19 protein-coding genes are annotated in these 26,296 nt (G+C 64.6%); 7 read left to right on the forward strand and 12 right to left on the reverse strand.

Annotated elements, in window-relative coordinates; genetic code table 11:
• Positions 1-123 precede the first annotated feature (123 nt).
• Together RBB16_RS03610 and RBB16_RS03615 are read left to right on the forward strand one after the other, a co-directional pair.
• The gene (locus RBB16_RS03610) at positions 124-1,425 is read left to right on the forward strand and encodes an efflux RND transporter periplasmic adaptor subunit (RefSeq protein ID WP_306044845.1); all 1,302 of its coding nucleotides are present in this window, start codon (positions 124-126) and stop codon (positions 1,423-1,425) included.
• Entirely contained in the window at positions 1,422-5,186 is a 3,765-nt protein-coding gene (locus tag RBB16_RS03615; protein WP_306044846.1) for an efflux RND transporter permease subunit, read from the forward strand. The genes RBB16_RS03610 and RBB16_RS03615 overlap by 4 nt, the downstream gene beginning before the upstream one ends.
• A 236-nt stretch (positions 5,187-5,422) precedes the next feature.
• Here the strand turns inward: RBB16_RS03615 and RBB16_RS03620 are convergent, their stop codons facing one another.
• On the reverse strand, positions 5,423-7,264 hold the full coding sequence (locus tag RBB16_RS03620) for an ABC transporter ATP-binding protein/permease (RefSeq protein ID WP_306044847.1): 1,842 nt from the start codon (positions 7,262-7,264) through the stop codon (positions 5,423-5,425).
• Between the two features lie 115 nt (positions 7,265-7,379).
• Complete coding sequence (locus tag RBB16_RS03625) at positions 7,380-9,662, reverse strand: LysM peptidoglycan-binding domain-containing protein (protein ID WP_306044848.1); 2,283 nt, start codon at positions 9,660-9,662, stop codon at positions 7,380-7,382.
• Between the two features lie 107 nt (positions 9,663-9,769).
• Here RBB16_RS03625 and RBB16_RS03630 point away from each other — a divergent pair, with 107 nt between their 5' ends.
• Positions 9,770-10,321, forward strand: a complete 552-nt coding sequence (locus tag RBB16_RS03630) for a TIGR00730 family Rossman fold protein (RefSeq protein WP_071689783.1) — start codon at positions 9,770-9,772, stop codon at positions 10,319-10,321.
• Here RBB16_RS03630 and rarD read toward each other — a convergent pair.
• From rarD to RBB16_RS03660, 6 genes are all read right to left on the reverse strand, one after another.
• Positions 10,287-11,165, reverse strand: a complete 879-nt coding sequence (gene rarD, locus RBB16_RS03635; RefSeq protein WP_306044849.1) for an EamA family transporter RarD — start codon at positions 11,163-11,165, stop codon at positions 10,287-10,289. The two genes, RBB16_RS03630 and rarD, sit on opposite strands and share 35 nt — an antisense overlap.
• 146 nt (positions 11,166-11,311) lie before the next feature.
• The gene (locus RBB16_RS03640) at positions 11,312-11,917 is read right to left on the reverse strand and encodes a superoxide dismutase (protein ID WP_306044850.1); all 606 of its coding nucleotides are present in this window, start codon (positions 11,915-11,917) and stop codon (positions 11,312-11,314) included.
• Positions 11,918-12,183: 266 nt separating this feature from the next.
• Entirely contained in the window at positions 12,184-12,747 is a 564-nt protein-coding gene (locus tag RBB16_RS03645; RefSeq protein WP_306044851.1) for a sarcosine oxidase subunit gamma, read from the reverse strand.
• Positions 12,740-15,751: a sarcosine oxidase subunit alpha family protein gene (locus RBB16_RS03650; protein ID WP_306044852.1), complete on the reverse strand. Its 3,012-nt coding sequence runs from the start codon at positions 15,749-15,751 to the stop codon at positions 12,740-12,742. The genes RBB16_RS03645 and RBB16_RS03650 overlap by 8 nt, the downstream gene beginning before the upstream one ends.
• On the reverse strand, positions 15,748-16,071 hold the full coding sequence (locus RBB16_RS03655; RefSeq protein WP_306044854.1) for a sarcosine oxidase subunit delta: 324 nt from the start codon (positions 16,069-16,071) through the stop codon (positions 15,748-15,750). The genes RBB16_RS03650 and RBB16_RS03655 overlap by 4 nt, the downstream gene beginning before the upstream one ends.
• 376 nt (positions 16,072-16,447) lie before the next feature.
• Entirely contained in the window at positions 16,448-17,692 is a 1,245-nt protein-coding gene (locus RBB16_RS03660; protein WP_306044855.1) for a sarcosine oxidase subunit beta family protein, read from the reverse strand.
• A gap of 191 nt (positions 17,693-17,883) precedes the next feature.
• Here RBB16_RS03660 and ccmI point away from each other — a divergent pair, with 191 nt between their 5' ends.
• The 3 genes from ccmI to RBB16_RS03675 are packed head-to-tail and all read left to right on the forward strand — an operon-like array spanning position 17,884 to position 19,873.
• Complete coding sequence (gene ccmI, locus RBB16_RS03665) at positions 17,884-19,164, forward strand: c-type cytochrome biogenesis protein CcmI (protein ID WP_306044856.1); 1,281 nt, start codon at positions 17,884-17,886, stop codon at positions 19,162-19,164.
• Positions 19,161-19,640 (forward strand): Holliday junction resolvase RuvX, encoded by a 480-nt coding sequence (gene ruvX, locus RBB16_RS03670; RefSeq protein ID WP_306044858.1) that lies wholly within the window; start codon positions 19,161-19,163, stop codon positions 19,638-19,640. The genes ccmI and ruvX overlap by 4 nt, the downstream gene beginning before the upstream one ends.
• Positions 19,637-19,873, forward strand: a complete 237-nt coding sequence (locus RBB16_RS03675; protein ID WP_306044859.1) for a DUF1289 domain-containing protein — start codon at positions 19,637-19,639, stop codon at positions 19,871-19,873. Before ruvX ends, RBB16_RS03675 begins: the two co-directional genes overlap by 4 nt.
• Before the next feature lie 89 nt (positions 19,874-19,962).
• Here RBB16_RS03675 and RBB16_RS03680 read toward each other — a convergent pair whose 3' ends face one another.
• The 4 genes from RBB16_RS03680 to RBB16_RS03695 all read right to left on the reverse strand — a co-directional run bounded on the left by RBB16_RS03680 (position 19,963) and on the right by RBB16_RS03695 (position 25,106).
• On the reverse strand, positions 19,963-20,739 hold the full coding sequence (locus tag RBB16_RS03680; protein WP_306044860.1) for an enoyl-CoA hydratase-related protein: 777 nt from the start codon (positions 20,737-20,739) through the stop codon (positions 19,963-19,965).
• A 79-nt stretch (positions 20,740-20,818) separates the two neighbouring features.
• On the reverse strand, positions 20,819-21,280 hold the full coding sequence (locus RBB16_RS03685) for a cytochrome c-type biogenesis protein (protein WP_071689773.1): 462 nt from the start codon (positions 21,278-21,280) through the stop codon (positions 20,819-20,821).
• Positions 21,277-23,250: a heme lyase CcmF/NrfE family subunit gene (locus RBB16_RS03690; protein ID WP_306044861.1), complete on the reverse strand. Its 1,974-nt coding sequence runs from the start codon at positions 23,248-23,250 to the stop codon at positions 21,277-21,279. The genes RBB16_RS03685 and RBB16_RS03690 overlap by 4 nt, the downstream gene beginning before the upstream one ends.
• Positions 23,251-23,516: 266 nt before the next feature.
• Positions 23,517-25,106, reverse strand: coding sequence for a helicase HerA-like domain-containing protein (locus tag RBB16_RS03695; protein ID WP_306044862.1), 1,590 nt, complete (start codon positions 25,104-25,106; stop codon positions 23,517-23,519).
• A gap of 476 nt (positions 25,107-25,582) precedes the next feature.
• Here RBB16_RS03695 and RBB16_RS03700 point away from each other — a divergent pair, with 476 nt between their 5' ends.
• Positions 25,583-26,239 carry an invasion associated locus B family protein gene (locus RBB16_RS03700; RefSeq protein ID WP_306044863.1) on the forward strand — a complete coding sequence of 219 codons (657 nt, stop codon included), beginning with the start codon at positions 25,583-25,585 and terminating at the stop codon, positions 26,237-26,239.
• Positions 26,240-26,296: the final 57 nt, after the last annotated feature.

Genomic DNA, 26,296 nt, shown 5'->3' on the forward strand with positions numbered 1-26,296 from the left:
TTGCGGCCGGATTCCACAAAAAGTAAACTAAACGGACTGGTTCAGCGTAATAGCGGGTTGAAACGGGGACCAAAGGCTCAGATGTAGGGCCGACGGAACCGGGCCCGCTACAAGAGGCGAATGATGCGTATTTTTTCGATTATAACGGCGATCCTCGTGTGCGCGGCGATCTACGGCGTGGTGATGGAGCGCGAGCGTCTGGTGGAATTCGCCAACGGTTTTCGCGCGCCTACAGAAGTGCCGGTGGCCGAAGACCCCGCTCCGGCCGCCGAGATTGCGCAAGAGGATAGTGCCGAGGCCCTGCCAGAAGGCACCGTATCCGTCGTTGTGCGCCGCTCGGTCGCGGAAGAGGTCGACTCGGCGGTTCTGCTTCGGGGCCGCACGGAAGCCGCCCGGCAGGTGGAAGTGCGGGCCGAAACGTCTGGCCGCATTATATCTGACCCGATCCGCGCCGGGGCCTTCGTGGAAGAAGGCCAGCTTCTGTGCCAGATAGATCCCGGCACCCGCGAGGCCGCACTGGCCGAGGCCGAAGCGCGCTTGCTGGAGGCCCAGGCCCGCCTGCCCGAGGCCGAGGCACAATTGCCCGCCGCACGGGCCCGCGTGGCCGAAGCACAAGCCAGCCTGACCGCCGCCGAAATCGACTCCAACGCCGCCAGCCGGCTCAGTGAAAGCGGCTTTGCCTCGGACACCCGCGCCGCGTCGGCCAGTGCCACGGTCAGCGCCGCCGCCGCCGGACTCGAATCCGCTGCCGCCGGGGTTCAGGCCGCACAGGCCGCCATTCAGGCCGCTCAAAGCGGCATCAGCGCCGCCGAGGCCGCCGTGCTGCGCGCCGAGCAGGAAATCGACAACCTTCGGATCTACGCCCCGTTCGAGGGTCTTCTGGAAAGCGACACCGCCGAAATCGGGTCGCTGATGCAGCCCGGATCGCTTTGCGCCACGGTCATCCAGCTCGATCCGATCAAGCTGGTCGGGTTCGTGCCAGAGGCCGAGGTCAGCCGGGTCGCTGTCGGTGCCAGTGCAGGTGCCCGTTTGGCGACCGGTCAGCAGGTGGTGGGCACGGTCACCTTCCTCAGCCGCTCTGCCGATCCACAGACACGGACCTTCCGGGTCGAAATCACGGTGGACAACAGTGATCTGTCCATCAGCGACGGGCAGACCGCGGATATCCTGATCGCGTCTTCCGGGCAGATGGCGCATCTGCTGCCCTCTTCCGCCCTGACCCTGAATGACCAGGGCCTGCTCGGGTTGCGGATCGTGGACGAGACCAACACAGCCCGCTTCGCACCGGTGACCTATCTGCGTGACACGGTGAACGGTGTCCTGCTGGCCGGCCTGCCGGACACCGCAGACGTGATCGTTGTCGGACAAGAATTCGTGACCGATGGCGTGCCCGTGCAGCCCCATTACCAGGAGCTCTCGCAATGATGGGAATGGTGGACTGGGCCGCCTCACGCGCCCGGATGGTCGTGGCTTTCGTGGTGCTTTCCGTGGTCGTGGGCACCGCCGCCTATATCGGCCTGCCGAAAGAGGGCGAGCCCGATATCGACATTCCCGGCCTCTTCGTCTCGGTCCCCTTCCCCGGCATCTCGGCGGAAGACAGCGAACGCCTGCTTGTCCGCCCGATGGAGGCGGAGTTTCAGGATCTCGACGGGTTGCAGACCATCTCTGCCACCGCGGCAGAGGGCTATGCCGGTATCTTCCTGGAATTCGAGTTCGGCTGGGACAAGGACGCCACCATTGCCGAAGTGCGCGAGGCGATGGATGCTGCCGAGGCGCAGTTCCCGGACGGCGCTGAAAGCTATTCGATCAACGAAATCAACTTCTCCGAATTCCCGATCATCATCGTGGCCCTGTCTGGCGAGGCCCCGGAACGCACCTTGTTGCGACTGGCGCAGGAGCTTCAGGATCGGCTGGAGGCCCTGCCGCCCATCCTTGAGGCCGGGCTTGCCGGGGGCCGGGATGAAATGGTCGAGGTCGTCATCGACCCGCTGGCGCTGGAAGCCTACAACGTCACCGCGCGCGAATTGATCGACGCGGTCGTGAACAACAACCAGCTGATTGCAGCGGGCGAGGTCTCGACGGCCAGCGGGGCGATTTCCGTTTCGATTCCCTCCAGCTTCGACACGACCGAGGACATCTACAACCTGCCCATCAAGGTGAACGGGGACAGGGTGGTGACCCTTGGCGATCTGGCCGAGATCCGCCTGACCTATGAAGACCGCGAAGGCACCGCCCGGTTCAACGGTGAAAACGCCATCGCGCTGCAGGTCGTGAAGCGGCTCGGCTTCAACATCATGGACACCGCCGCGCTGGTCCGGGCCGAGATCGAGGCCGCACAGGCCGAATGGCCAGAGGAACTGCGCCAATCGGTGAGTGTGACCGCGACGCTGGACCAATCCGTGACCGTTCAGGGCATGGTCAGCCAGTTGGAAGGCTCGGTCCTGACAGCCATCGCATTGGTGATGATCGTGGTGCTGGCGGCGCTTGGCACCCGCTCCGCCCTGCTGGTCGGTTTTGCGATCCCCACCTCCTTCCTGCTGTGCTTCATCTTCCTCGGCATCATGGGGGTGACGATCTCCAACATCGTCATGTTCGGCCTGATCCTCGCCGTGGGCATGCTGGTGGATGGGGCCATCGTGGTCGTGGAATATGCCGACAAACGCCTGGCAGAGGGCGCGCGCCCCATGCAGGCCTATACGGATGCGGCCAAGCGGATGTTCTGGCCGATCGTCAGTTCCACCGCCACGACGCTTTGCGCCTTCCTGCCGATGCTGTTCTGGCCCGGCGTGCCCGGCGAATTCATGGGCATGCTGCCCGTGACGCTGATCTTCGTGCTGTCGGCCTCGCTGATCGTGGCGCTGATCTACCTGCCGGTTCTGGGCGGCGTTGCCGCCCGCTATTCGCGGCTGATCGACAACGGCACCGCCGTCGTCAAGGCGCTGATCCCGTGGTGGCCGGTTCGGTCGCTGCTGACTGCGGGTGCCGGTTACCTGATGTTCCTTGCCGCGCTGGAAACCATCAGCCCCGGCGAGCTGGTCCCGGCCGATCCCACGGCCTCGGCCTTCCGCCAGATGCTGCCGGGCATGGTCATGTTCGTGGCGGCGGCCTCGCTCATGTCTGTCATGATCGGCTCTGTCGCCATTCATCGCAAACAGAAGCGTATCCGCGCGGGCTATCGGCGCAGCCCTTTCGGCTGGTTCATCCACGCCATCGTCGGCAATCCGGTGATGCCGCTGGTCACGATCGGTGCGGTCATCTTCTTCGTGGTCAGCGTCTTCGTCTACTTCCAGGCCAATAATAACGGTGTCGAGTTCTTCGTTGAGTCAGAGCCCGAGAACGGCATCGTCTATGTCCGGGCGCGCGGCAACCTGTCGGTCGAGGAGATGGACCTGCTGGTGCGTCAGGTCGAGGCGAGAGTTCTGGCCACCGAAGGCGTGCGCGATGTGTTTGCCTTTTCCGGTCAGGGCGGGCTGAACAACAATACCGGCGGGGCCGAACAACCCCGCGATACGATCGGACAGGTCCAGTTCGACCTGCTGCCCTGGGACGAACGGCCCGTTCTGGATGCGCCCGTATCCTTGCTTGGCGGTCTGATCCAGTTCCCCCGAACCGTGATCGACCCGGCCTATGATGGCGACGCGATCCTCGCAGGCATGCAGGCCGATCTTGACCAGATCCCCGGCATCCGGACCGAGATCTTCAGCCAGTCCCGTGGCCCCTCCTCGGGCAAGCCCGTGAACCTGCGCCTTGCCGGGGACAACTGGGAAGAGCTGCAGGAAGCCACCCGCATCGTCCGCGACCGGTTCGAAGCCACACCCGCCCTGACCCTGGTGGAAGACACCCTGCCCTTGCCCGGCGTCGATTGGGAACTGACCGTCGATGTCGAAGCCGCAGGCCGCTATGGTGCCAATGTGGCCACCGTGGGCGCCATGGTGCAGCTTGTCACGCGCGGCATTCTGCTGGACACGATGCGGGTGCCGACCTCGGACGAAGAAATCGAGATCCGCGTCCGCTTCCCCGAAGAGGCCCGCGTTCTGTCCACCCTCGACACGTTGCGCGTGCGCACCGCCGACGGGCTGGTCCCGCTGGCCAATTTCGTCACCCGCACCCCCGCGCCGCAACTGGCCGAGATCGACCGCCGCGACCAGAGCCGCATTTTCAACGTCCGCGCCGATGTTCTGGACGGGCTCGTGATGCTGACCGACACGGAAACCGGCGAAAGCTGGCTGGAAGATGCAGGTGCCGCAGAAGCCAGCTTTGCGGTGCAGGAGGGCCTGCGCACGGGCGCCCTGACCCTCACGCCGGTGAACGCCAATGAACGCATCGCCGCGATCACCGAATGGCTGGAAACCGAAAACCCGCTGCCCGCCTCGGTCAGCTGGGAATGGGGCGGCGACCAGGAAGAGGAACAGGAAAGCCAGGCCTTTCTGGGTCAGGCCTTCGGGGCGGCGCTTGGGCTCATGTTCATCATCCTGCTGGCGCAGTTCAACTCGGTCTACAACTCGGTGCTGGTGTTGCTCGCCGTGGTGCTGTCCACCGTCGGCGTTCTGATCGGCATGCTGGTCATGGACCAGACCTTCTCGATCATCATGACCGGCACGGGGATCGTCGCGCTGGCGGGGATCGTGGTGAACAACAACATTGTTCTGATCGACACCTATCAGGAATACAGCCGCTACATGCCACAGCTTGAGGCGATCACCCGCACCGCCGAGGCGCGCATCCGGCCCGTGCTGTTGACCACCATCACGACGATGGCGGGCCTCATGCCGATGATGTACGGCATCAGCCTCGACTTCGCGGCAGGCGGCTACTCGGTCGACAGCCCCACGGCGCTCTGGTGGAAGCAACTGGCCACGGCGGTGGTCTTCGGCCTGGGTGTGGCCACGGTGCTGACGCTGGTGCTGACCCCGTCACTGCTGGCACTCAGGGTCTGGTTCTGGACCATCCTGAGCTGGCTCGCCCGTGCCATCGGGCGTCTCGGTGCGCGAGGCGTCAGCCAGCGTGCACAGGATTGGACGCTGGCCCGCGCAGCCCGCCGCACCCGGCACCCGGAGATTCTGTGGGAAGAGCCACCGCAACCGGTCTTCATCATCGAGGCCCCGGAAGAGGCCCCCGTGCCCGAGAACGCGCCGCAAGAGGAAGAAGACGCCTCTACCGATGCACCGCTGCGCGCGGCGGAGTAAGCCCTTTTTCCCAAATCACAAGCAAAAGGGGCAGACGGATCGCACCGCTTGCCCCTTCTTCTTGGACCAAATACTCCCGCCGGAGGCATCCCTCACGCGCCGCCCGCGCAGCGGTCAGGACAGCTCAGCGCCCGTCCCGCAAGTCCGTGGCAACGCGCTGCAACGAGGCCCCCGCGAAAGCGGGGGTTGAGGCGCAGCGCTCCCCGGTCGACGCGCGATGCGCGGCGAAACCGCCCTCAGGCTGCGCCCTGCTCGGCCATGTCTTCGCGCTCGGCCGCCTGCCGCGCCCACATCGAGGCATAGCGGCCATTCAAGGCCAGCAGTTCCTCATGCGTCCCGCGCTCGGCGATCTCGCCTTTTTCCAGAACGATGATCTGGTTGCTGTCGACCACCGTGGACAGCCGGTGCGCGATGGTGATCACCGTGCGCCCCTGCCCCATCATCTTCAGCTCTTCCTGGATCTCGCGCTCGGTTTCCGTATCGAGCGCCGAGGTCGCTTCATCCAGCAGCAGAATGGGCGGGTCTTTCAGCAGCGTGCGCGCGATCCCCACCCGCTGCTTTTCCCCGCCTGACAGCTTCAGCCCGCGTTCACCCACCGGTGTCTCGTACCCTTCCGGCAGGCTCTCGATGAAGTCGTGGATCTTCGCCGCCCGCGCTGCCGCCTCGATCTCGGCGAAGCTCGCTTCGGGGCGGCCATAGGCGATGTTGTAGCGGATCGTGTCGTTGAACAGCACCGTGTCCTGCGGCACCACGCCGATGCGCGCGTGCAGGCTGGCCTGCGTGACCGAGCGCAGGTCCTGCCCGTCGATGCGGATCGCGCCGCCATCGACATCGTAGAAGCGGAACAGAAGCCGTCCGATGGTGGACTTGCCCGACCCGGACGGCCCCACCAGCGCCACCGTGTGCCCCGGTGGCACAGCGAAAGACAGGCCCTTCAGGATCGGACGCGCATCCTCATAGCCGAAGCGCACATCTTCAAAGACCAGCTCGCCGCGCTCGCAGCTCAGCGCAGCCGCATCAGGCGCGTCCACAACATCTGCGGGCTGTTCCAGCAGGTCGAACATCTCGCCCATGTCCACCAGCGCCTGCCGGATTTCCCGGTAGACCGTGCCGAGGAAGTTCAAAGGCATGGTGATCTGGATCATGTAGGCGTTGACCATGACGAAATCGCCCACGGTCAGCGTGCCGTTGTTCACGCCCACGGCGGCCATGACCATGACGATCACCAGCCCGATTGTGATGATCACCGATTGCCCGAAGTTGAGAAACCCGAGCGAATAGGCCGTTTTCAGCGCCGCGCGCTCATAGCCCGCCATGGCGCTGTCATAGCGTTCCGCCTCGCGTCTCTCGGCCCCGAAATACTTGACCGTCTCGAAGTTCAGCAGGCTGTCGATCGCCTTCTGGTTGGCATCCGTGTCCTGATCGTTCATTTCCTTGCGGATCTTCACCCGCCACTCGGTCACCGCGAAGGTGAACCAGATGTAAATGGCGAGAGTCACAAGGACGACGACGAAATACCAGATGTCGAACAGCACGGCCAGAACGATGCCGATCAGCAGAAGCTCGATCACCAGCGGCCCGATGGAAAAAAGCAGGAAGCGCAGCAGGAACTCCACCCCCTTCACGCCGCGCTCGATGATCCGGGACAGGCCGCCGGTCTTGCGGGTGATGTGATAGCGCAGCGACAGCGCGTGGATATGCTCGAAGGTTTCCAGCGCCAGCTGCCTAAGCGCCCGCTGGCCCACCTTGGCGAAGACCACGTCGCGCAGCTGCTGGAACCCCACGGCCATGGCCCGCGCCACGCCATAGGCCACGGTCAGCCCCACGGCGCCCATCATCAGCATGCCGGACGGAGACAGCTCTCCCGACAGCACATCCACCGCATCGGCATAGAAAAACGGCGTATAGACCGCGATCAACCGTCCCAGAACCAGCATCGCCAGCGCCGCGAGCACCCGGTGTTTCACCCATGGATGGGCATCGGGCCAGAGATAGGGCGCGACCTTGCGGATGGTGCGCCAACCGCTGCGGCGGGCCTCGGAGCCCTTGGGGTGGTCGGTCATGGTGGTGGGCGGCATGAAGCGGGCTTTCTGTCACAGATGGCGGAGCATTGCGCGCAACCTAAGCCCGCCCCGCCGGAATGACCAGATCACCGGGGCGCGACCCATATGTGCGGATGTGCCGAGGCGAGGCTTAGTCGGTCCGTTCCGGCAGGGTGAAGATCTGGCCCGGATAGATCAGGTCCGGGTTGCGGATCTGATCCCGGTTGGCCTCGTAGATTTGCACATAGGCCACGCCCTCGCCAAAATGCTGCTGCGCAATGCCCCACAGCGTGTGCCCCCATTGAACGGTGATCACATTCTCGCCCGAGGCCGAGGTGATCGCCGCAACGGCCTCGGGTTCTTCGCGCAGGAAGGGCGTTTCGATCCGGCTTTGCACCGCGCCATCTGCGCTGACCTCGTCCAGACGCAGCGTGTAGGTGCCGGGATCGACCTGCGGCAATGCCGTGCGCCAGCCCCCCTGAAGGTTGATCGGGGCCAGATGGATGGGCTGGTTGTTGAGGTAGAATCGCACATCCGATTCCGCCGGGCCACGCCCCGCCAGAACCACGTCGCCGACCGTATCATAGGCGATGGTGTCCAGCGTCACCTGTGATTGCACTTGCGGGGCCTCGTCGCCCGACTGGATCACGCGGATGCCCTGGCTGTCGGCCAGCAGAACGGTCGGTGTCTGAGGCTCCATCACCGGGCTGTCCTGCGGGGCCTCTTCCGGGCTGTCCACCGCCGCCACTTGCGGCGGGTCGGAGGGGGACGCGCCGGAACCACCCTCAGCCGCAACCACATCGGGTTGCGAAGCGGGTTGTGTCTCGGCCTCGCCAGAGGAAACCGCCGCGCCGTCTTGCGCAGCAGGAACATCTGCCGCGTCCTGCGCGGCTGCCAGCTGCGTGTTCCCTTCCGTTGGCCCATGCGAGTCGGCGGAGGGGTCCGCAGCGTCCATCTCCGCAATGGGCGAGTCGCCCGTCTGTTGCGCTGCGGCCTGCGCCGTGTTCTCCTGCGCAGTAGCGGAAGCGTCACCCGAAGCCGCCATATCCACATCCGCAGATGAGCCGCCCGCGCCTTGCGCTGTGGCCGGGTCCGTGTCCCCTTCAGCTATGTCCGAAACCGCAACGCTCACGCCCTCTGGGGCGGCCAGTCCCGTCGTGCCCTCGGATACCTCAGAGGCGCCACTGTCTTCCGGGACAGTGACGGAGTTTTCCTCCAGACTGGCGGTCGCGACCTCCGGGCTGCTGTCTTCGGCAACCGGGGTACTGGTCCCGTCCGGCAGGGCTACCGGATCGTCCGCACCCGATGCGCCCGCGATCTCGGGGCTGTCACGATCTGCCGAGGGCGCGTCCGTTGCCACCTCAACCGCTCCGACCCCGTCGCCCGCGTCCGGTTGAGGCACATTGGCGGTTTCAAGGATCACCTGCGGGGCATCGCCCGCAGCCGTCTGTGTCGGCTCTTGCGGACCGTCCCCGCTGGACTGGGCATCGGCGGCACCGGCATTTTCCGTGACCGTCGCCGCATTTCCCGGCTGCAAGCCGCGGCTCAGGCCACCGCCAGAGCTTTCCTCGATCTCCAGCGACGCGATTTCCAGATCCGACTCGCCTGCGCCACCGGACTCCTCCGCAAGCGCGGCAGGTTGCTGGGACGCGCCAGCTGGCGTTTCGTCCGCCACGGAGTCCGCGACCTCCGTGCCGTTTTCGCTGCCCGGCGCGGTGCTGTCTTCGCCACCAGCCGCAATGCCGGTCTGTTCAGGAAGATCGGGCGTGGCAGGGGCAAGAGGCGTGCTGCCGCTGGCCGGGGGCGTGTCGGGCTCTGACGCCATGGCAAGCTCGGTCATGCCACTGTCGTCGGGCACGTCCGGTCCGGCTGCGTCGGCTTCAGCAACCTCAACACCCGTGGCGGCCCCCACGGGGCGCAGGGTCGGCGAAATGATGACGCTTTGTTCCGACACCAAAACCGATCCGTCCTCCATCAGCATCTCAAGGCTCAGGATACGTGGCAGTTCGGACGGTGGAATATCGAACATCGCCACGAAATCCCCGCCTGCATCGCTGCTGGCAAGGTGAATTTCCTGCCCGTCAAGCAGCAGGCGCAGTTCCGCATTGCTTTCGGCCTGACCGGCAATCAGCGCCCCCCCGGCGGCATCCACGCGAACCAGGTCGAAGCGCGGGGCGATGAGGTCGGGCGGAATGTCAGGCTCTGCCGGGGTCGCTGTGGGGGGGTCGGCTGCGACCACCACCTCCGGGTCGGTCACATCGGGATCGGGCACCGCCACCGGATCGCTTGCGATACCCTGCGGCACGCCTTCCGGCACCGGGTCTGGCCCGGGTGCAAAGATGACCTGATAGCCGACCACGCCGACCACGGCGGCGACAGCCACCCCCGCCGCAACCGTGCCTAGTCCAAGTCCGGACCCTGCCGAAGCTGCCATATCTGCTCTCCCCTCAGGCCCCGGCACGTCCCCACATGCCGGTGCAGTTGTATGACCTTAGCAACAGGTCTATCACGGGTCAAAACACCATCAAGTCAGGTTCACCCATGTCCTATTCCGTTTGTGTCTACTGTGGCTCTCGTGCCGGTTCCTCGCCGCGCTATGCCGAGGATGCCGAAGCCCTAGGCACGGCGCTGGCCGAGGGTGGCATGCGGCTCGTCTACGGCGCGGGCGATGTGGGGCTGATGGGCATCGTCGCGCGGGCGGCCATGGCCGCGGGTGGCGGCACGTTCGGGGTGATTCCCGAGCACCTGCTGAACATGGAGGTCGGCAAGCGCGATCTGGATACGTTCATCGTGACCGAAACCATGCATGAGCGCAAAAAGGTCATGGTGATGAATGCCGATGCCATCGTGGTGCTGCCGGGCGGTGCCGGATCGCTGGATGAGTTCTTCGAAGTCCTGACATGGCGTCAGCTCGGCCTGCATTCAAAGCCGATTTTCCTTCTGAACTCTGCAGGATACTGGGAAAAGTTAAGCGACCTTCTGACCCATATCGTCGGCCAGGGCTTTGCCGATTCCAGCCTGCTGGACTTCTTTCAGATCGTGGATGACGTGCCCGCGCTCATGTCCGGGCTCTACCGCGCGCAGAAGGGCTGAGCACCGACCAGCTGTAAAGCGCCAGCGCCAGCCAGATCATCGGCAGGGCAATGGCGTGCCAGTGGGAGACCGGCTCCACCAGGACCAGCCAGGCCACGAGGAATTGCAGCGTCGGGTTCAGGTACTGGATGAGCCCCATGGAGGACATGGGCACGCGCTTGGCCGCATAGGAAAACAGGATAAGCGGCACCGCCGTGACCGGGCCGCAGAGGATCAGCAGCAGCGCCTCCCACCAGCCCCAGAAAAACGCACCCTGCCCCCAGATTGCCAGAAACGCCAGCGCAAAGGGCGTGAGCAGCAGGGTTTCCAGCGTCACCGACACCACCGGGCCTGCGTCGATCCAGCGCTTGAGCAGCCCGTAGGTGGCAAAGCTGATGGCCAGCACAAGGCTGATCCAGGGGGCAACGCCCAGGCCCGCCGTCAGAACCGTCACCGCCAGCGCTGCCAATCCGACCGCCCCCCATTGGGCATGGCTCAGACTCTCGCGCAGCACAACCCGCCCTATCACCACGGCAACGAGCGGGAAGATATAGTAACCGATCGAGGCCTCTAAGGCCCGCCCGACACCGATCGCGAAGATGAAGATGAACCAGTTGAGGGAGATGGTCAGCGACGAAAAACAGGCAATCCCCAATTGCCGCCGGTCCCCGAATGCAGTGCCGATCTGACGAAACCTGCCCTGCAGGGACAGAACCAGACCGAAGCTGACGAAGGACCAGAGGGTGCGATGAACCAGCACCTCGGACGGGGCGACATGGGCCAGTTCCTTGTAGAAGATCGGGGCGAGACCCCAGATGATGCAGGCCAGAATCAGGGCCAGAATGCCCTTTTGCATCTCGGTCATGGCCGTCCGGTCCCCTTGGCTGTCGCAAAAGCCGTGTCACGTGCAGAAGCGACGGTCAAGTCACGGAGGCAGAGGAAAAAATGAAGAGACCCGCCCATGCATGGCACCGGCGGGTCCAAAGGGTTTCTGACGAATTCCGGAGAGGATCAGCCAGCGAGGCGTGCGGCCACGTTTTCCCAGTTCACCAGTTTGTTCAGGAAATTGTCCAGATAGGCCGGGCGCTTGTTGCGGAAGTCGATGTAGTAGGAATGTTCCCATACGTCACAGCCAAGCAGCGCAGTCTGGCCGAAGCAGAGCGGGTTGACGCCGTTCTCAGACTTGGTGACGGCCAGCGAGCCGTCGGCGTTCTTCACCAGCCAGCACCAGCCGGACCCGAACTGGCCCGCGCCCGCAGCAGCAAACTGCGACTTGAACTCATCGACCGAGCCGAAGTTTTCGACCAGGGCCGCTTCCAGCTCACCGGGCATGGCGCTGTCGCCGGGGCCCATCATTTCCCAGAACTGGTTGTGGTTCCAGAGCTGGCTGATGTTGTTGAAGATGCCATTCTGCGCCACGGCAGAGGCGTTGTAGGTGCCGGTGATGATCTCTTCCATCGACTTGTTTTCCCACTCGGTCCCGGCAATCAGCTTGTTGCCGTTGTCGACATAGGCCTTGTGGTGCAGGTCGTGGTGGTATTCCAGCGTCTCGGCGGACATGCCGAGATCGGCCAGCGCGTCATGGGCGTAGGGAAGGTCGGGAAGTTCAAAAGCCATTGTAAGGGCCCCTCTTGTTCGCGTGGGTAGTCAGATACCCTCTACCTGAGGCCCAAGCCCCGGTTGGTCAAGCGTTTTGGTCAGGTTTTTCACGTGCGGAAATGCAGGTGACCAGTCTCTGCCGATGCGCGCTCCCCTTGCCGACGGGGTGGGATGGCGCTTCGAAGCGCCATGAAAAAAGGGCCTTCGAAGGCCCTTTTCAACGCGCATTCGAATGCGCGTGTCAAAGCGGTTTCGAAACCGCTTCCTCAACCCAACCGTCAGGCTCAGAAATATCCGACTTCCGAGCCATCCTTGGCAGACAGCGCCAGCAGGTCGAACACATACTGCGCCACGGAGCGGAAACAGATGACCGAAAACTGGTCGTCCCCGCTTTGCCAGATCGCCGCAGGCACCTGCGCCATGCGGGTGCGGCGCATTTCACCGGGTCCAAAGCTATCGGGATGCAGATCGGCAGGGGCGAGCTTGGCAATCGCTTCCCGCGCATGGGGCCCTTCCACTCGGAACAGAGCGCGGGCATCCGAGACATTGGCGACGGTCGCATGCTCGCCCGCCAGAGCGGTGGACAGCGTGGCGACAGCGGCCTCCGCCTCCTCATGGGGCACCATGATCAGCAGCTCATCGCGCGACATCCAGGCCACCGCCTTGTCATCGCCTGTCTTGATCTCCCGCTGACCGGGCATCTCGACGCCCGCCAGGCCGGTCACGGCGGCAATCAGCTTTGCGCTGGCAAGATCCCCGCGCAGGGTGATCATCCCGGCAAGCCCCGCCTCTTCCACGCGGGTCCGGCCTTCGGCCACCGCGCCCATCAATGCACTGACGTCAGACATTCTGCTTCTCCCCGTCCGGGTCGTAGAACACCGGGTTCACGATTTTCGCGGGCACCGTGGTGCCATCCACCTTGTTGAACTCGATCACTTCGCCCATCCGATCAGGCCCGTTCAGAACCAGCCCCATGGCGATGCCCTTGCCCAGAGTGGGCGAATGATAGGTCGACGTGATCCGGCCCTGGGTGTTGCCCTGCCCATTGGCATTGGTGCCGGAGGCCACGGCGTAGGAGCCATCGGGGATCACAGAACCATCCACCGTTTCCAGCCCCACCAGTTTCCAGCGGGTCGGGTCGGTCATGTGGCTGCGCTCCTGCGCGCGTTTGCCCAGGTAATCCTCTTTCTTCTTCGAGATCGCCCAGCCAAGCCCCAGATCCTGCGGGATCACGGTGCCGTCGGTTTCGTCACCGATCATGATGAAGCCCTTCTCCGCCCGCATGATATGCAGCGCCTCGGTGCCGTAGGCGGTGGCGTTCCATTCCGCGCCCGCCTCGTGCAGCGCATCCCAGAAGGCGCGGCCCTGGCTGGCGGGAACGGCGATCTCGAAGCTGAGCTCGCCCGAGAAGGAGATGCGGAAGACGCGGGTATTGAAGCCGCCGATCTTGCCCGTCGCAAAGCCCATGAAGGGCAGCGCCTCGGCCGACAGGTCCATGTCGGTGCCCAGTTTTTCCAGCAGCTTGCGCGCATTGGGGCCGACAACGGCGACCTGCGCATATTGCTCGGTCACGTTGACGGTATGGACCTTCCAGTCCCACCATTCGCATTGCAGCCAGTCTTCCATATGGCCGTGGGTGTGTTCCGCCCCGCCCGACGTGGTGTGGACAAGGAACGTATCCTCGTCGATCCGCGCCACCACGCCGTCATCCATCAGGAAGCCGTTTTCGTTGCACATCAGGCCATAGCGGCATTTGCCCGGCTTCAGGGTGCTCATCATGTTGGTGTAGAGCATGTCCATGAAGCGGCCCGCATCGGGGCCCTTGACGATGATCTTGCCAAGGGTCGAGGCGTCGAGCAGGCCAAGGCTGTTGCGGGTCGCCAGAACCTCGCGGTGCACCGCCTGTTCATGGGTTTCGCCCGCTTTCGGGTAGCAATAGGGACGGCGCCAGTGGCCCACGGGCTCCATATAGGCGCCCTGCTCCTCGTGCCAGGCATGCATCGGCGTGCGGCGCAGCGGCTGAAACACGTCGCCCCGCGCCTCGCCCGCGATCGCGCCCATGGAAATGGGGGTATAGGGCGGGCGGAAGGTAGTGGTGCCCACATTCGGAATCTCATCGTTCAGCGCCGAGGCAAGCGTTGCCAGACCGTTGATATTGCTGAGCTTCCCCTGATCCGTTGCCATGCCGAGCGTGGTGTAGCGCTTGGTATGTTCGACGCTTTCATAGCCTTCCTGCGCGGCAAGCCGCACGTCGGAAACCTTAACGTCGTTCTGATAATCCAGCCACATCTTCATGCGCTTCGCGGGGCCTGCGCCCTGCGGCATGATCCAGACGGCCTCCATAGGGGTTTCCGCCGGGTCATTGGCAGAGGGGGCGGAGGCGGTTGCAGAGAGGCCGAGCGCCTCAGCCACAGCGACCGCCGCGTTGCTGCCCGAGGCCAGTGCATCGGCAGAGCCGAGCACACCATCGGCTGCCCCGGCGGCGGTCACGAAGGGCTTTCCGTCATGGCTGGTGGGGGCGCGGTCGTGATCCGGGCGGAAACAGGCCTGATCCGCGTCCCATGTCAGCTTGCCGCCGCAATGGGACCACAGGTGCACCACCGGCGACCAGCCGCCGGACATGGCGACCGCCTCGCAGGCGATTTCATCGGTCACGGCCCCTTCCCCGGCCTGTGCACAGAGCGTCACGCCGGTCACGGCCTTCTTGCCCTTCACAGAGGCAATGCCGGTCCCGGTCAGAACCCGGATCCCCGCCGCACGGGCCGCTTCGGGCAGGTCGCCGGTCACGGTGGCGCGGGCGTCCACGATGGCGGGCACGGCCAGACCGGCCCCGTGCAGCGCCAACGCGGTGCGGTAAGCGTCGTCATTATTGGTCACGACCACGGTACGGTCGCCGGGGCTGACGCCCCAGTTCACCACGTAATCGCGCACGGCAGAGGCCAGCATGACACCGGGAATGTCGTTGCCTGCGAAAGACAGGGGCCGTTCCAGCGCCCCGGTTGCGGTGATCACCTGCTTGGCGCGGATGCGCCATAGACGGTGACGGGGGCCGTCCATTTCCGGTGCATGGTCTGTCAGACGTTCATAGGCCAGAACATAGCCATGGTCATAAACGCCAGAGGCCATGGTGCGGCTGCGCACCCGGACATTGTCCATGCCTTCAAGGGTTTGCAGGGCGCTCTTGATCCACTCATCGGCGGGCTGGCCGTCGATCTCGACCCCATCCACGGGGGCACGTCCCCCCCAATGGGCGGTCTGTTCCACCAGCAGAACCCGCGCGCCCGATGCCCCTGCGGTCAGGGCCGCTTGCAGACCGGCAATACCGCCGCCCACGATCATCACATCGACGAAGGCATAGAAATGCTCGTACCGATCCGCGTCGCGGTCCTTAGGGGCTTTGCCCAGACCGGCGGAATGGCGAACGATGGGTTCAAAGAGATGCTTCCACGCCGGACGCGGGAACATGAAGGTCTTGTAGTAGAACCCGGCCGGGAAGAACATCGCGAGGCTGTTATTCACGGCGCCCACGTCGAATTCCAGGCTCGGCCAGTGGTTCTGGCTTTCCGCTTCCAGCCCGTCGAAAAGCTCGGTGGTGGTGGCGCGCTGGTTCGGTTCGAACCGCGATCCCTTGCCGATACCCATCAGCGCATTGGGTTCCTCCGCGCCCGAAGCCACGACGCCGCGCGGGCGGTGATATTTGAAGGACCGGCCCATCAGCGTCTGACCATTGGCCAGAAGGGCAGAGGCCAGCGTGTCGCCGGCATAGCCGGTCAGGCGCTTGCCGTTGAAGGTGAAGTCGCGGGCGGCGCTGCGGTCGATCAGGCGACCGCCGGAAGACAGACGGGTGCTCATGCCTCAATGCTCCAGTTGGGGCGGCGGGCCGCAATGGCGTCGATGACGTGTTGGGGCGGTTCCGGGGTCTGGGCCGAATAGGTGGCGAAGACCTCCAGCGTGTTGGTGCATCGGGCCGCGAGGAACCACTTGCCGCAACCATTGGCGTGCCGCCAGCGTTCGAAATGCACGCCCTTGGGGTTCACGCGGTGGAAGAGGTAGCCCTCGAACTCCTCATCCGAAGAGCCGGGGCCGTAGCGCTTCAGATGCGCCTCGCCACCGGGGGCGAGTTCCGTTTCATCGGCCATCACGCCGCAGCAGGGGCATTCCAGGATCAGCATTGTGCCAGTTCCTTCTTGATAGGCGACATCGCAACGCCCATGTTCTTGAGTATGGGACCGTTAGTGAGCTTTCTGTTCATTCTGGCCGCCATTGCGGTTGATGTCTGGGTTTTGCGCCGGCTGCACGACATCTGGATCAGGCGGCGTGCAGTCGCGAAAAACCGGGGAGATTCAGACCAATGACGGCCAACACAATTGCGACTATCTTGCTGATAGCAACGGTGTTTATCGCGTTCTTTTTCGCAAGGCGCGCCAAGAAGCGAGCGGCGCAGGCACCTCGCATTCATAGTCCGCATAGTCCAAGCTCGGGCAATGATCCCGCCGCAATTGCCCGAAGTACTGGGGAAGGCTATGCTAATGGTGGACCCGGCTAGCATCAGTGTGCCACCCCGGCCGCGACGGACTCGTCGATGAAGCGGCCTTCCTTGAAGCGGTTGAGGCCGAATTCGGCAGTGAGCGGCGAGTAACCGCGCGCCATCAGCTCGGCAAAGCCCCAGCCCGAGCCCGGGATCGCCTTGAACCCGCCGGTGCCCCATCCGCAGTTGATGAAGACGCCTTCCACCGGGGTCTTGGACAGGATGGGCGAGCGGTCGCCGGTCATATCCACGATGCCGCCCCACTGGCGCAACTGCTTGAGGCGCGAAATCATCGGGAAGGTTTCCACGAGGGCGCGCACGGTTTCCTCGATATGATGGAACGACCCGCGCTGCGTGTAGTTGTTATAGCCATCCGCGCCGCCGCCGATGACCATCTCGCCCTTGTCCGACTGGCTCATATAGCCGTGCACGGTGTTGGCCATCACGACGCAATCCATGCAGGGTTTGATGGGTTCGGAGACGAGCGCCTGCAGCGCCACGGATTCAATGGGCAGCCGGAAGCCCGCCATATCGGCCAGCACCCCGGAATGACCCGCCACGACGATGCCCAGTTTCTTGGTGCCGATGAAGCCGCGCGAGGTCTCCACCCCCACGACCGCGCCGTTTTCCTTGCGCACGCCGGTCACTTCGGTCTTCTGGATGATGTCCATGCCCATATCGGAACAGGCCCGCGCATAGCCCCAGGCCACGGCGTCATGCCGGGCGGTGCCGCCGCGCGCCTGCCAGAGACCACCCAGAACCGGGTAGCGCGGCCCGTCTAGATTGATGATCGGCACGATTTCCTTCACGCGCGCGGGGCTGATGAACTCGGTCTTCACCCCCTGCAGCGCATTCGCATGGGCCGTGCGCTGGTAGCCACGCACCTCGTGATGGGTCTGGGCCAGCATGATGACGCCGCGGGGGGAGAACATGACGTTGTAGTTCAGGTCCTGGCTCATCGTCTCATAGAGACCACGCGCCTTTTCGTAGATCGCGGCCGAGGCGTCCTGCAGGTAGTTCGAGCGGATGATGGTGGTGTTGCGGCCCGTGTTGCCGCCGCCGAGCCAGCCCTTTTCGATTACCGCCACATTGGTGATGCCGAAATTCTTGCCCAGGTAGAAGGCGGTGGCGAGGCCATGCCCCCCTGCCCCCACGATGATCGCATCGTAGGACTTTTTCGGCTCAGGCGAGGCCCAGGCCCGTTCCCATCCCTGATGGTAGCGGGCGGCTTCGCGGGCGATGGCAAAGGCGGAATAACGGCGCATGGTAATCCCCGACGGCTGCGTGCCCGGACTACATGCTGGATTGCGTCCGATCCGGTCCACCCCCCGGCGGCATTTCGCAAGGAAAATGCGACAAGGCGCGCAGGGGGATGTCGCTTTTCGGGCTGGTTTGGGGCTTTTGATACGGCCTTGCGGTGTATAGATGTGTCCAGAAGGTTAAGCGCGGAGGGATCATGGGTTTCTGGATGCTGGCAGGGCTTCTGTCTTTGCTGATCGGCGCGGCGCTGGTCATGGCCGCGTGGCGGTCTCGTGACGCTGCCGATCCGGCGGCGGCCTATGATCTGCAGATTTATCGTGACCAGCTGCGCGAGATCGACAAGGACCTGGCGCGTGGGGTCCTGACCGAGGACGAAGCCGACCGCACCCGCACAGAGGTCGCCCGCCGGGTGCTGGAGGCCGACCGCGCGTTGCAGGCCCAGACAGCGGAGGCACATGCCGGGCGTCCGCAGCGTATTGCCGTCGTGGCAGGCGTTGCCGTGGTGATTGCGGGGGCCTTCTGGCTCTATAACGTCATTGGTGCGCCGGGCTACCCGGACCTGCCGATCGAGACGCGGATATCCCTCGTCGAACAGGCCCGCGCCGAACGACCGACCCAGGCGGAGGCAGAGGCGGGCGCCCCCAGCCAGACTCGCGAGGACCCGGACCCGCGCCGCGCCGAACTGGTGGCGGAACTGCGTGAAACCATGCGCGATCACCCCGATGAACCGGAGGGGCTGCGCCTTCTGGCCTTCGAGGAGGCGCGCGTTGGCAACTATGTCGCGGCCCGAACGGCACAGGCGCATCTGATCGAGGTCTTGGGCGACGAGGCCACGGCGCAGCATCGGCTGGACCTGGCCGAGATGATGTTCATGGCCGCCGGTGGCTATGTCTCGCCAGAGGCCGAGGCGCTGCTGAACAGCGTCCTGCAGGAAGATCGCATGAACGGGGCCGCGCGCTATTACGTCGGGCTGATGTATGCCCAACAGGGCCGCCCCGATCTGGGCTATCCGATCTGGCGCAACCTCTTGGCCGACAGCGAGCCCGACGCACCCTGGCTGACCGCCATTCGCGAACAGATCGAGATCGTCGCGGCCATGGCGGGCGATGACATCTCGGTCGAACAACTGCCACAGCCGCCCCTGCCCAACCAGCCCGGCCCCACTGCCGAAGATATCGAGGCCGCAGGTGCGATGTCGGCAGAGGATCGTCAGGCGATGATCGAGAGCATGGTTGCGGGTCTTTCGGAACGGCTGGCCAACGAGGGCGGCACGCCCGAGGAATGGGCGCGGCTGATCTCTGCCTATATCGTGCTGGGGCAACCGGACCGGGCGCGGCCGATCTATCAGGAGGCCCTGTCCGCCTTTGCCCGGTCCGATGCGGCGCTTGAGATCATCCGTGCGGCGGGTGCGCCGCTTGATGCAGCCGGCGATATGCCCTTGCCGGACGATGCCCCCCTGCGGGAGCCTGACGAGTGATCTTCGAAGATGTTGCGGAGTTTGCCGCCGCCCTGCCGCCCATGCGCGCCCTTGCCGGGCTCGATCTTGGCACCAAGACCATCGGCGTGGCCGTATCCGACCCGTTTCTCAGCGTCTCCACGCCGCTGGAAACCATCCGCAGGGTGAAATTCACCCAGGATGCTGCGGCCTTGCAGAAGATCCTGTCGCATCGGTCCGTTGGCGGTCTTGTGCTTGGCCTGCCAATGAACATGGATGGCACAGAGGGGCCGCGCGCCCAGGCCACCCGCGCCTTTGCCCGCAATCTGGACCGGCTGGTGGAGATGCCCATCACCTTCTGGGACGAACGCCTGTCCACCGTGGCCGCCGAACGGGCGCTGTTGGAGGCGGATACGTCCCGAAAACGTCGCGCTGAGGTGATCGACCATGTTGCCGCCGGGTTTATCCTGCAAGGGGTGCTGGACAGGCTGGCCCATTTGAAAGGTGCAGGTGGATGACGGATCAGGTCTGGAAACGCGACGAGATCGAAAGCCCCTGCGTGAAGATCTGCGTGGTGCATCCCGAGGCACGGATCTGCACTGGCTGCCTGCGCTCCATCGACGAAATCGGGGCCTGGAGCCGCATGTCGAGCGAGGATCGCCGCCGCATCATGGCAGAGCTGCCGGGGCGCCAAAGCCTGATCCAGAAGCGACGGGGCGGCCGCGCGGCCCGACTGAAGCGCGAGTTCTGACAATCGTTCAATACGTCTGAACGGGGCGGTGGAAGGATCTTGCAAGATCCTTTAAAGGCTTTTGCAAAAGCCTTCCCCGCGCCCGGTGATTACCGTCCCTCGAAATGCGCCGGTCGCTTTTCCAGAAACGCCAGCACCCCTTCCTTGAAATCGCGGGACTTGCCGGCCTGACCTTGCAGCCGGGCCTCCAGCATCAGCTGGTCCTCAAGATCGTTGCCAAGACTGTCCCGCATCGCCTGTTTGATCCGGGAAAAGGCCTGTGTCGGGCCGCTTGCCAGATGCTGCGCGCGAGCCCGCCAATGCGCCTCGAAGCTGGCATCGTCCACCGCTTCCCAGATCAGCCCCATCTCATCGGCCTCGCGTGCAGAAAGCTTCTCGGCAAAGAGCGCAAGCCCCATGGCCTTGGCAAAGCCAACCTTGCGCGGCAGCGTATAGGTGCCGCCCGCGTCTGGGATCAGCCCGATCTTGGAAAACGCCTGCATGAAGGACGCGCTTTCCGCCGCGATCACCACGTCACAGGCCAGCGCGATATTGGCCCCCGCGCCCGCCGCGACCCCGTTCACCGCCGCGACGATCGGAATCGGCACCTCTGCAATGGCGCGCAGGATCGGGGAGTATTCGTCGCGCAGCAGTTTTTCGAGGTTCAGATCGTTGAGATTGCCGGTATCGCCCAGATCCTGCCCTGCGGAAAAGGCGCGTCCCTCGCCCGTGATAACGCCCACGCGCGCTGCGTGTCCCGCCATCTGAACCGCGTGGCACAGCTCGGCCCGCATCTGGGTGTTGAAGGAGTTCATCACATCCGGACGCCGCAGGGTAATGACAGCAACGCCGTCGTGCAGATCGCTGGTAAGTGTCTGGTAGTCCATGGCCGTGCATTCCCTCGGTCTTGCGCAATCGCCCTGACAGATAAGGGCCAAGCCGCCCGACCGGAAGGGCAACGCGGCGTCAGTCTTCCATGATCTGCCGCAGCCGCGCCTGTTCCGCATCAGAGAGCCCGGTCGGAGCGGCCTCTCCCTCGGCTTTCCGCCGCGACTGGCTGCGAAGATATCCGAAGGCCAGCCCCAGACCGATCAGCGCCATGCCCGGCCCCGCCAGCCACAATACCAGGTTCGACCCGGTCAGCGTCGGCCTGAGCAGCACGTATTCGCCATAGCGCTCGACGATATAGTCCACAACCTCGTCATCGCTGTCGCCCTCGACCAGCCGTTCGCGCACCAGGAGCCGCAGATCCCGCGCCAGGTCCGCATTGCTTTCGTCGATCGATTCGTTGCGACAGACCACGCAGCGCAGCCCCGCCGAGATGTCCCGTGCCCGTTCCTCCAGGACCGGATCGGCCAGCATTTCATCCGGTTCGACCGCCCAAAGCGGGGAGGCCAACAGGCACAGGATCAGCAAGAGCCGCTTCATTCCGCGGGCACTCCCTTCGGTTCGGCCTGGCGGCGTGCCCCGGCCGCAACCCGGTACCGCCGGTCCGACAGGGACAGCAGCCCGCCAAGCGCCATGATGATCGACCCGCCCCAGATCCAGTTTGCCCAGGGCTTGATATAGGTGCGCAGGGCGAAGCCCCCCTGTTGCGGTTCCCCAAGCACGACATAGACATCGCGAGACACACCATTGTCGATGGCCGCCTCGGTCGTGGGCATGCCCGCCACCGGATAGAAGCGCCGTTCCGGATGCAGGGTGGACACCAGGTCTCCGTCGCGCGCCACTTCGACGGTTCCCATCAGGGCGATGTAGTTCGGCCCCTCATGCTCTCTCACGGCGGTCAGGGTGATCTCGTAGGGGCCGACGTCGAAGGCTTCGCCGAGCCGGGCAATACGGATATCCTCCGATTCATAGGTGGTCAGGGCGGCGACGCCAAACAGTGTCAGCCCAAAGCCCGCATGCGCCACCGCCTTGCCCCAATCCGCCCGCGGCAGCCGGGTCAGGCGGGACAGACGCGCCCCAAGCGCCCCGCGCCCGGTGCGGGTGAACAGGTCGACAACCGCGCCGGCCACCAGCCAGACCGCCAGCGCGATGAACACCGGTCCGATGGCCGAATGTCCGGTAAAGACGGCATAGGCCAGCAACCCGCCCGCCACGGCCAGCACGGCCGCCGGCAGCTGCTGACGCATGGCCCGCCCGATGCTGGCCCGTTTCCACGGCATCACCGAGCCGATCGGCAGCGCCACGGCCAGAACGAAGACAAAGGGCGAGAAGGCCGCGTTGAAAAAGGGCGGCCCGACCGACAGGGTCCGGTCGAAGAACATCTCGGACAGAAGCGGCCAGATCGTGCCGATGAAGACAACGAAACAGGACACCGCCAGAAGCACATTGTTCAGCACAAGCGCGCTTTCGCGACTGACAATACCGAACACGCCCTTGGCCTCCATCGCGCCTGCCCGCAGGGCAAACAGCAGGAAGGCCCCGCCCATGAAGAACGCCAGGATGAACAGGATGAAGACGCCGCGCTCGGGATCGTTGGCAAAGGCATGAACCGAGGTGATGACGCCCGAGCGCACGATGAAGGTACCAATGAGCGAGAAACCGAAGGCCAGGATCGCCAGAAGGATCGTCCAGCTTTTCAACGCCTCGCGCTTTTCCACCACGATGGCCGAATGCAGCAGCGCCGCCGAGATCAGCCAGGGCATGAAACTGGCGTTTTCGACCGGATCCCAGAACCAGAAACCGCCCCAGCCAAGCTCGTAATAGGCCCACCATGACCCAAGCCCGATGCCGATGGTCAGGAACAGCCAGGCCGCCAGCGTCCAGGGCCGCACCCACCGGCCCCAGGCGGCATCCACACGGCCCTCCAGCAGGGCGGCGACCGCAAAGGAAAACGCCATGCTCAGGCCCACATAGCCCAGGTAGAGGAAGGGCGGATGAAAGGCCAGGCCGGGGTCCTGCAAAAGCGGGTTCAGATCGCCCCCGTTCATCGGCGGACTTTCCAGCCGCAGGAACGGGTTCGAGGTAAACAGGATAAAGGCGAAGAAGGCCACGCCGATGCTGCTTTGCACCCCCAGAACCCGCGCGCGCAGACGCGGCGGCAGGTTGCCGCCGAACCAGGCGGCCATGGCCCCGAACAGGGTCAGGATCAGCACCCAAAGCAGCAGCGAGCCCTCATGATTTCCCCAGACCCCGGTGATCTTGTAGAGCAGTGGCTTCAGCGTGTGCGAATTCGCGGTCACCAGCGCCACCGAGAAATCGGAGGTCACGAATGCAAAGGTCAGCGCGCCGAAGCTGACGGCCGTCAGAAGGAATTGCGCGCTCGCGGCGGGGGCTGCGGCGGCCATCCATTCGGGCCAGCCCTTATGGGCCCCGACAAGGGGCACGACCGTCTGGAAGATCGAGACGGCAAAGGCGAGAATGAGGGTGAAATGTCCAAGCTCTACGATCATGCCTGTCAACCTAGAGCAGCCATGCCCGACCGCCAAGCCCAACCGTCCGCCACACACGCCTCCGTGACCGCCTGCCGCACTGCCCTTTCATCTTGGCCCCAATACCTCCGCCGGAGGCATCCGACGCGGCAACCGGCGTCTGCGCATCAGGTCAATCCCGATCCCCGCCACATTTCCGTGGCAACACGGCACGGGTGAGTGCCCCCGCGCAAGCGGGGGTCGAGCCGGGCCGTTCCCGGGTCGACGCCGGCAGGCGGCGAAACCGCTTATCTCCCGCGAAACAGCCCCCCCAGAATGCCCCGCACCACCGCACGGCCCGACTGGGTGCCCAGTTGCCGGGCAAAGCTTTTGGCAAAGGCCGTCCCGACCGAATCGCTGCGCCGCGACGACGACCGGCGGCGCGGTTGTTCCTCGGCAGGCGCCTGTCGGGACACCCGCGAACTGGACCGGCCCACGCGATTGCCGGAATAGCGCCGTCCGGCGCGGTATTCGCGCTCTGCCGCGCTCTCGGTCTCTTCCTCGATCGCCTCCGCCTCCTCGGCTTCACGCGCCGCAGCCTCTGCCCGCGCCTGCAGGATCTCGAAGGCGCTTTCCCGATCCACCTGGGCTTCATACTTCCCGGCAATAGGTGAGGTCGCGATCAGGCCTGCGCGCATCGCATCGGCCATCGGCCCCAGTTGCGACGAGGGCGGGCGAATAAGCGTGCGTTCCGCCATGCCGGGGATGCCCTTCCTTTCCAGCATCGAGGTCACGGCCTCGCCCACGCCCACTTCCCGTATCGCGTCCTCGATATCGAAAGCCGGGTTGTCGCGGTAGTTTTCCGCCGCATGGCGCAGGTCGCGCCGGTCTTTCGCCGTGAAGGCGCGCAGCGCGTGTTGGACCCGGTTGCCAAGCTGTCCCAGCACATCCTCGGGCACGTCGGCCGGGTTCTGGGTGATGAAATAGACGCCGACGCCCTTCGACCGGATCAGCCGCGCCACTTGCTCCACCTTGTCCACCAGCGCCTTGGGCGCGTCGTCGAACAGCAGATGCGCCTCGTCGAAGAAGAAGACGAGCTTGGGCTTGTCGGGGTCGCCCACCTCGGGCAGTTCCTCAAAGAGTTCCGACAGCAGCCACAGCAGGAAAGTGGCATAGAGCCGGGGCGACCCCATCAGCTTGTCAGCCGCCAGGATATTGATCCGCCCCAGCCCGTCCGCGTCCGTTTTCATGATATCGGCGAGGTCCAGCGCCGGTTCGCCAAAGAGCTTGTCGCCCCCCTGCCCCTCCAGCACCAGCAAGCGGCGCTGAATAGCCCCGATCGACGCGGTGGAGACATTGCCATATCGCAAGCTCAGCGTCTGGCGGTTCTCCCCCACCCAAACGAGCAGCGATTGCAGGTCTTTCAGGTCGAGCAGAGCCAGCCCCTGTTCATCCGCCACCCGGAAGGCAATGTTGAGGATGCCCTCCTGCGCCTCGGACAGTTCCAGAAGCCGCGAGATCAGCAGCGGCCCCATCTCCGAAATCGTCGTGCGCACCGGATGCCCGGCCTCGCCATAGAGATCCCAGAAGGTCACCGGGAAGGCACGGTAGGCATAGTCGGCAAACCCGATCCGCCCCGCACGGTCCATGAAGGCGTCATGCAGCTTGAAGCTTTCGCTTCCTGCCGCGCCAAGTCCCGACAGGTCGCCCTTCACGTCGGACAGGAAGACCGGCACGCCATTGGCGGAGAAGCTTTCAGCGAGAATCTGCAATGTCACGGTCTTGCCGGTTCCGGTTGCCCCCGCGATCAGCCCGTGCCGGTTGGCGTATTTCAGCAGCATGTGCTGCGCCACCCCGTAGTCTTCACCACCGCCGCCAATGAAAATGCTGTCCGACATGATCTGCCCCTGTCTGAAATTCCTCGCCCCGCACAATACAATCTTAACCATCCTGTGCCAGTCTCCTCGTCATGGCCCCGGCAAGTTTGCCGCCGGTTGACCCCGAGGTCATGGTTTTCCTCCCTGTTGACTGGCCGCGCCGGCTTTCCCCGGCGCGGTTTTTTCCGCGTCGGTGGCGGTGTTCCCGAAATGGTTCGAAAAACGGACCAAAAACGTAAATTACCCTGTTGACGACCGCGCGCACCTGTCCTAGCGTTCGGGCCAGAAAGTCGGCCAGTCCGACAGGGAGAGAAAAAAGATACTGAAAAGGGCCCCGTTGTTGGGCCCTTTTTGTTTGGCCTCCCCCCGTGCCGGAAACCAGCGTAGCAATTGGCGGAAACCGGCGCTTGGCGGAAAATTGCCCCTGACAGCGCCCCGCCCGCGTGCTAGCCATTTGCCAAACACCCTGTTCACACGAAGACAGACGAGGCGCTTTGATGAAAACCCTTTCCCTGACCGCAGCACTTCTGGCCGCTGGCCTTGCCTTCCCCCTGGCCGCGCAGGAAGCCACCGATTCCGACACCCCTTCGGCCGCCGAACAGGCTGGCCTGTCGCTTGGCCAGCCCGAGGTCGGCTCTGCCTATAGCCGCGAAACCTTCGGCGACTGGGACATGCGCTGCATCGTCTCGCCAGAGGGTCAACCCGATCCTTGCCAGCTTTACCAGCTTCTGGTCGATGCACAGGGCAACTCCGTCGCAGAGTTCAACCTGTTCGATGTTCCCGACGAAGGGGAACTGATGGCAGGGGCAACCATCGTGACGCCTCTGGACACGCTTCTGACAGGCCAGTTGCGCATGGCCGTGGATAGCGGTCAGGCGCGGGTCTACCCGTTCAGCTTCTGCCAGCCGATCGGCTGCTATGTCCGCCTCGGCCTGACCGGTGCCGATGTACAGGCATTCCGCGCCGGAAGCGAAGCGCGGATTGCCATCGTGCCGCTTCAGGCGCCCGATCAGGTCGTTCCGTTGACACTGTCGCTGTCCGGCTTCACCGCCGGTTTCGAGGCGCTGGAATCCTATAATGAAGAGGTGATCGCCCAGTTGCAGGCCGCCGCCGCAGCAGCAGCTGCAGAGGAAGACGGTGCCGCGACCGAGTAACCGGACCTGTCCGACCACGAGACAAAGGCCCGCCCGGACAGATCCGTGGCGGGCCTT

It is taken from the genome of Nioella sp. MMSF_3534 (genome assembly GCF_030732985.1).
GTDB lineage: Bacteria > Pseudomonadota > Alphaproteobacteria > Rhodobacterales > Rhodobacteraceae > Nioella.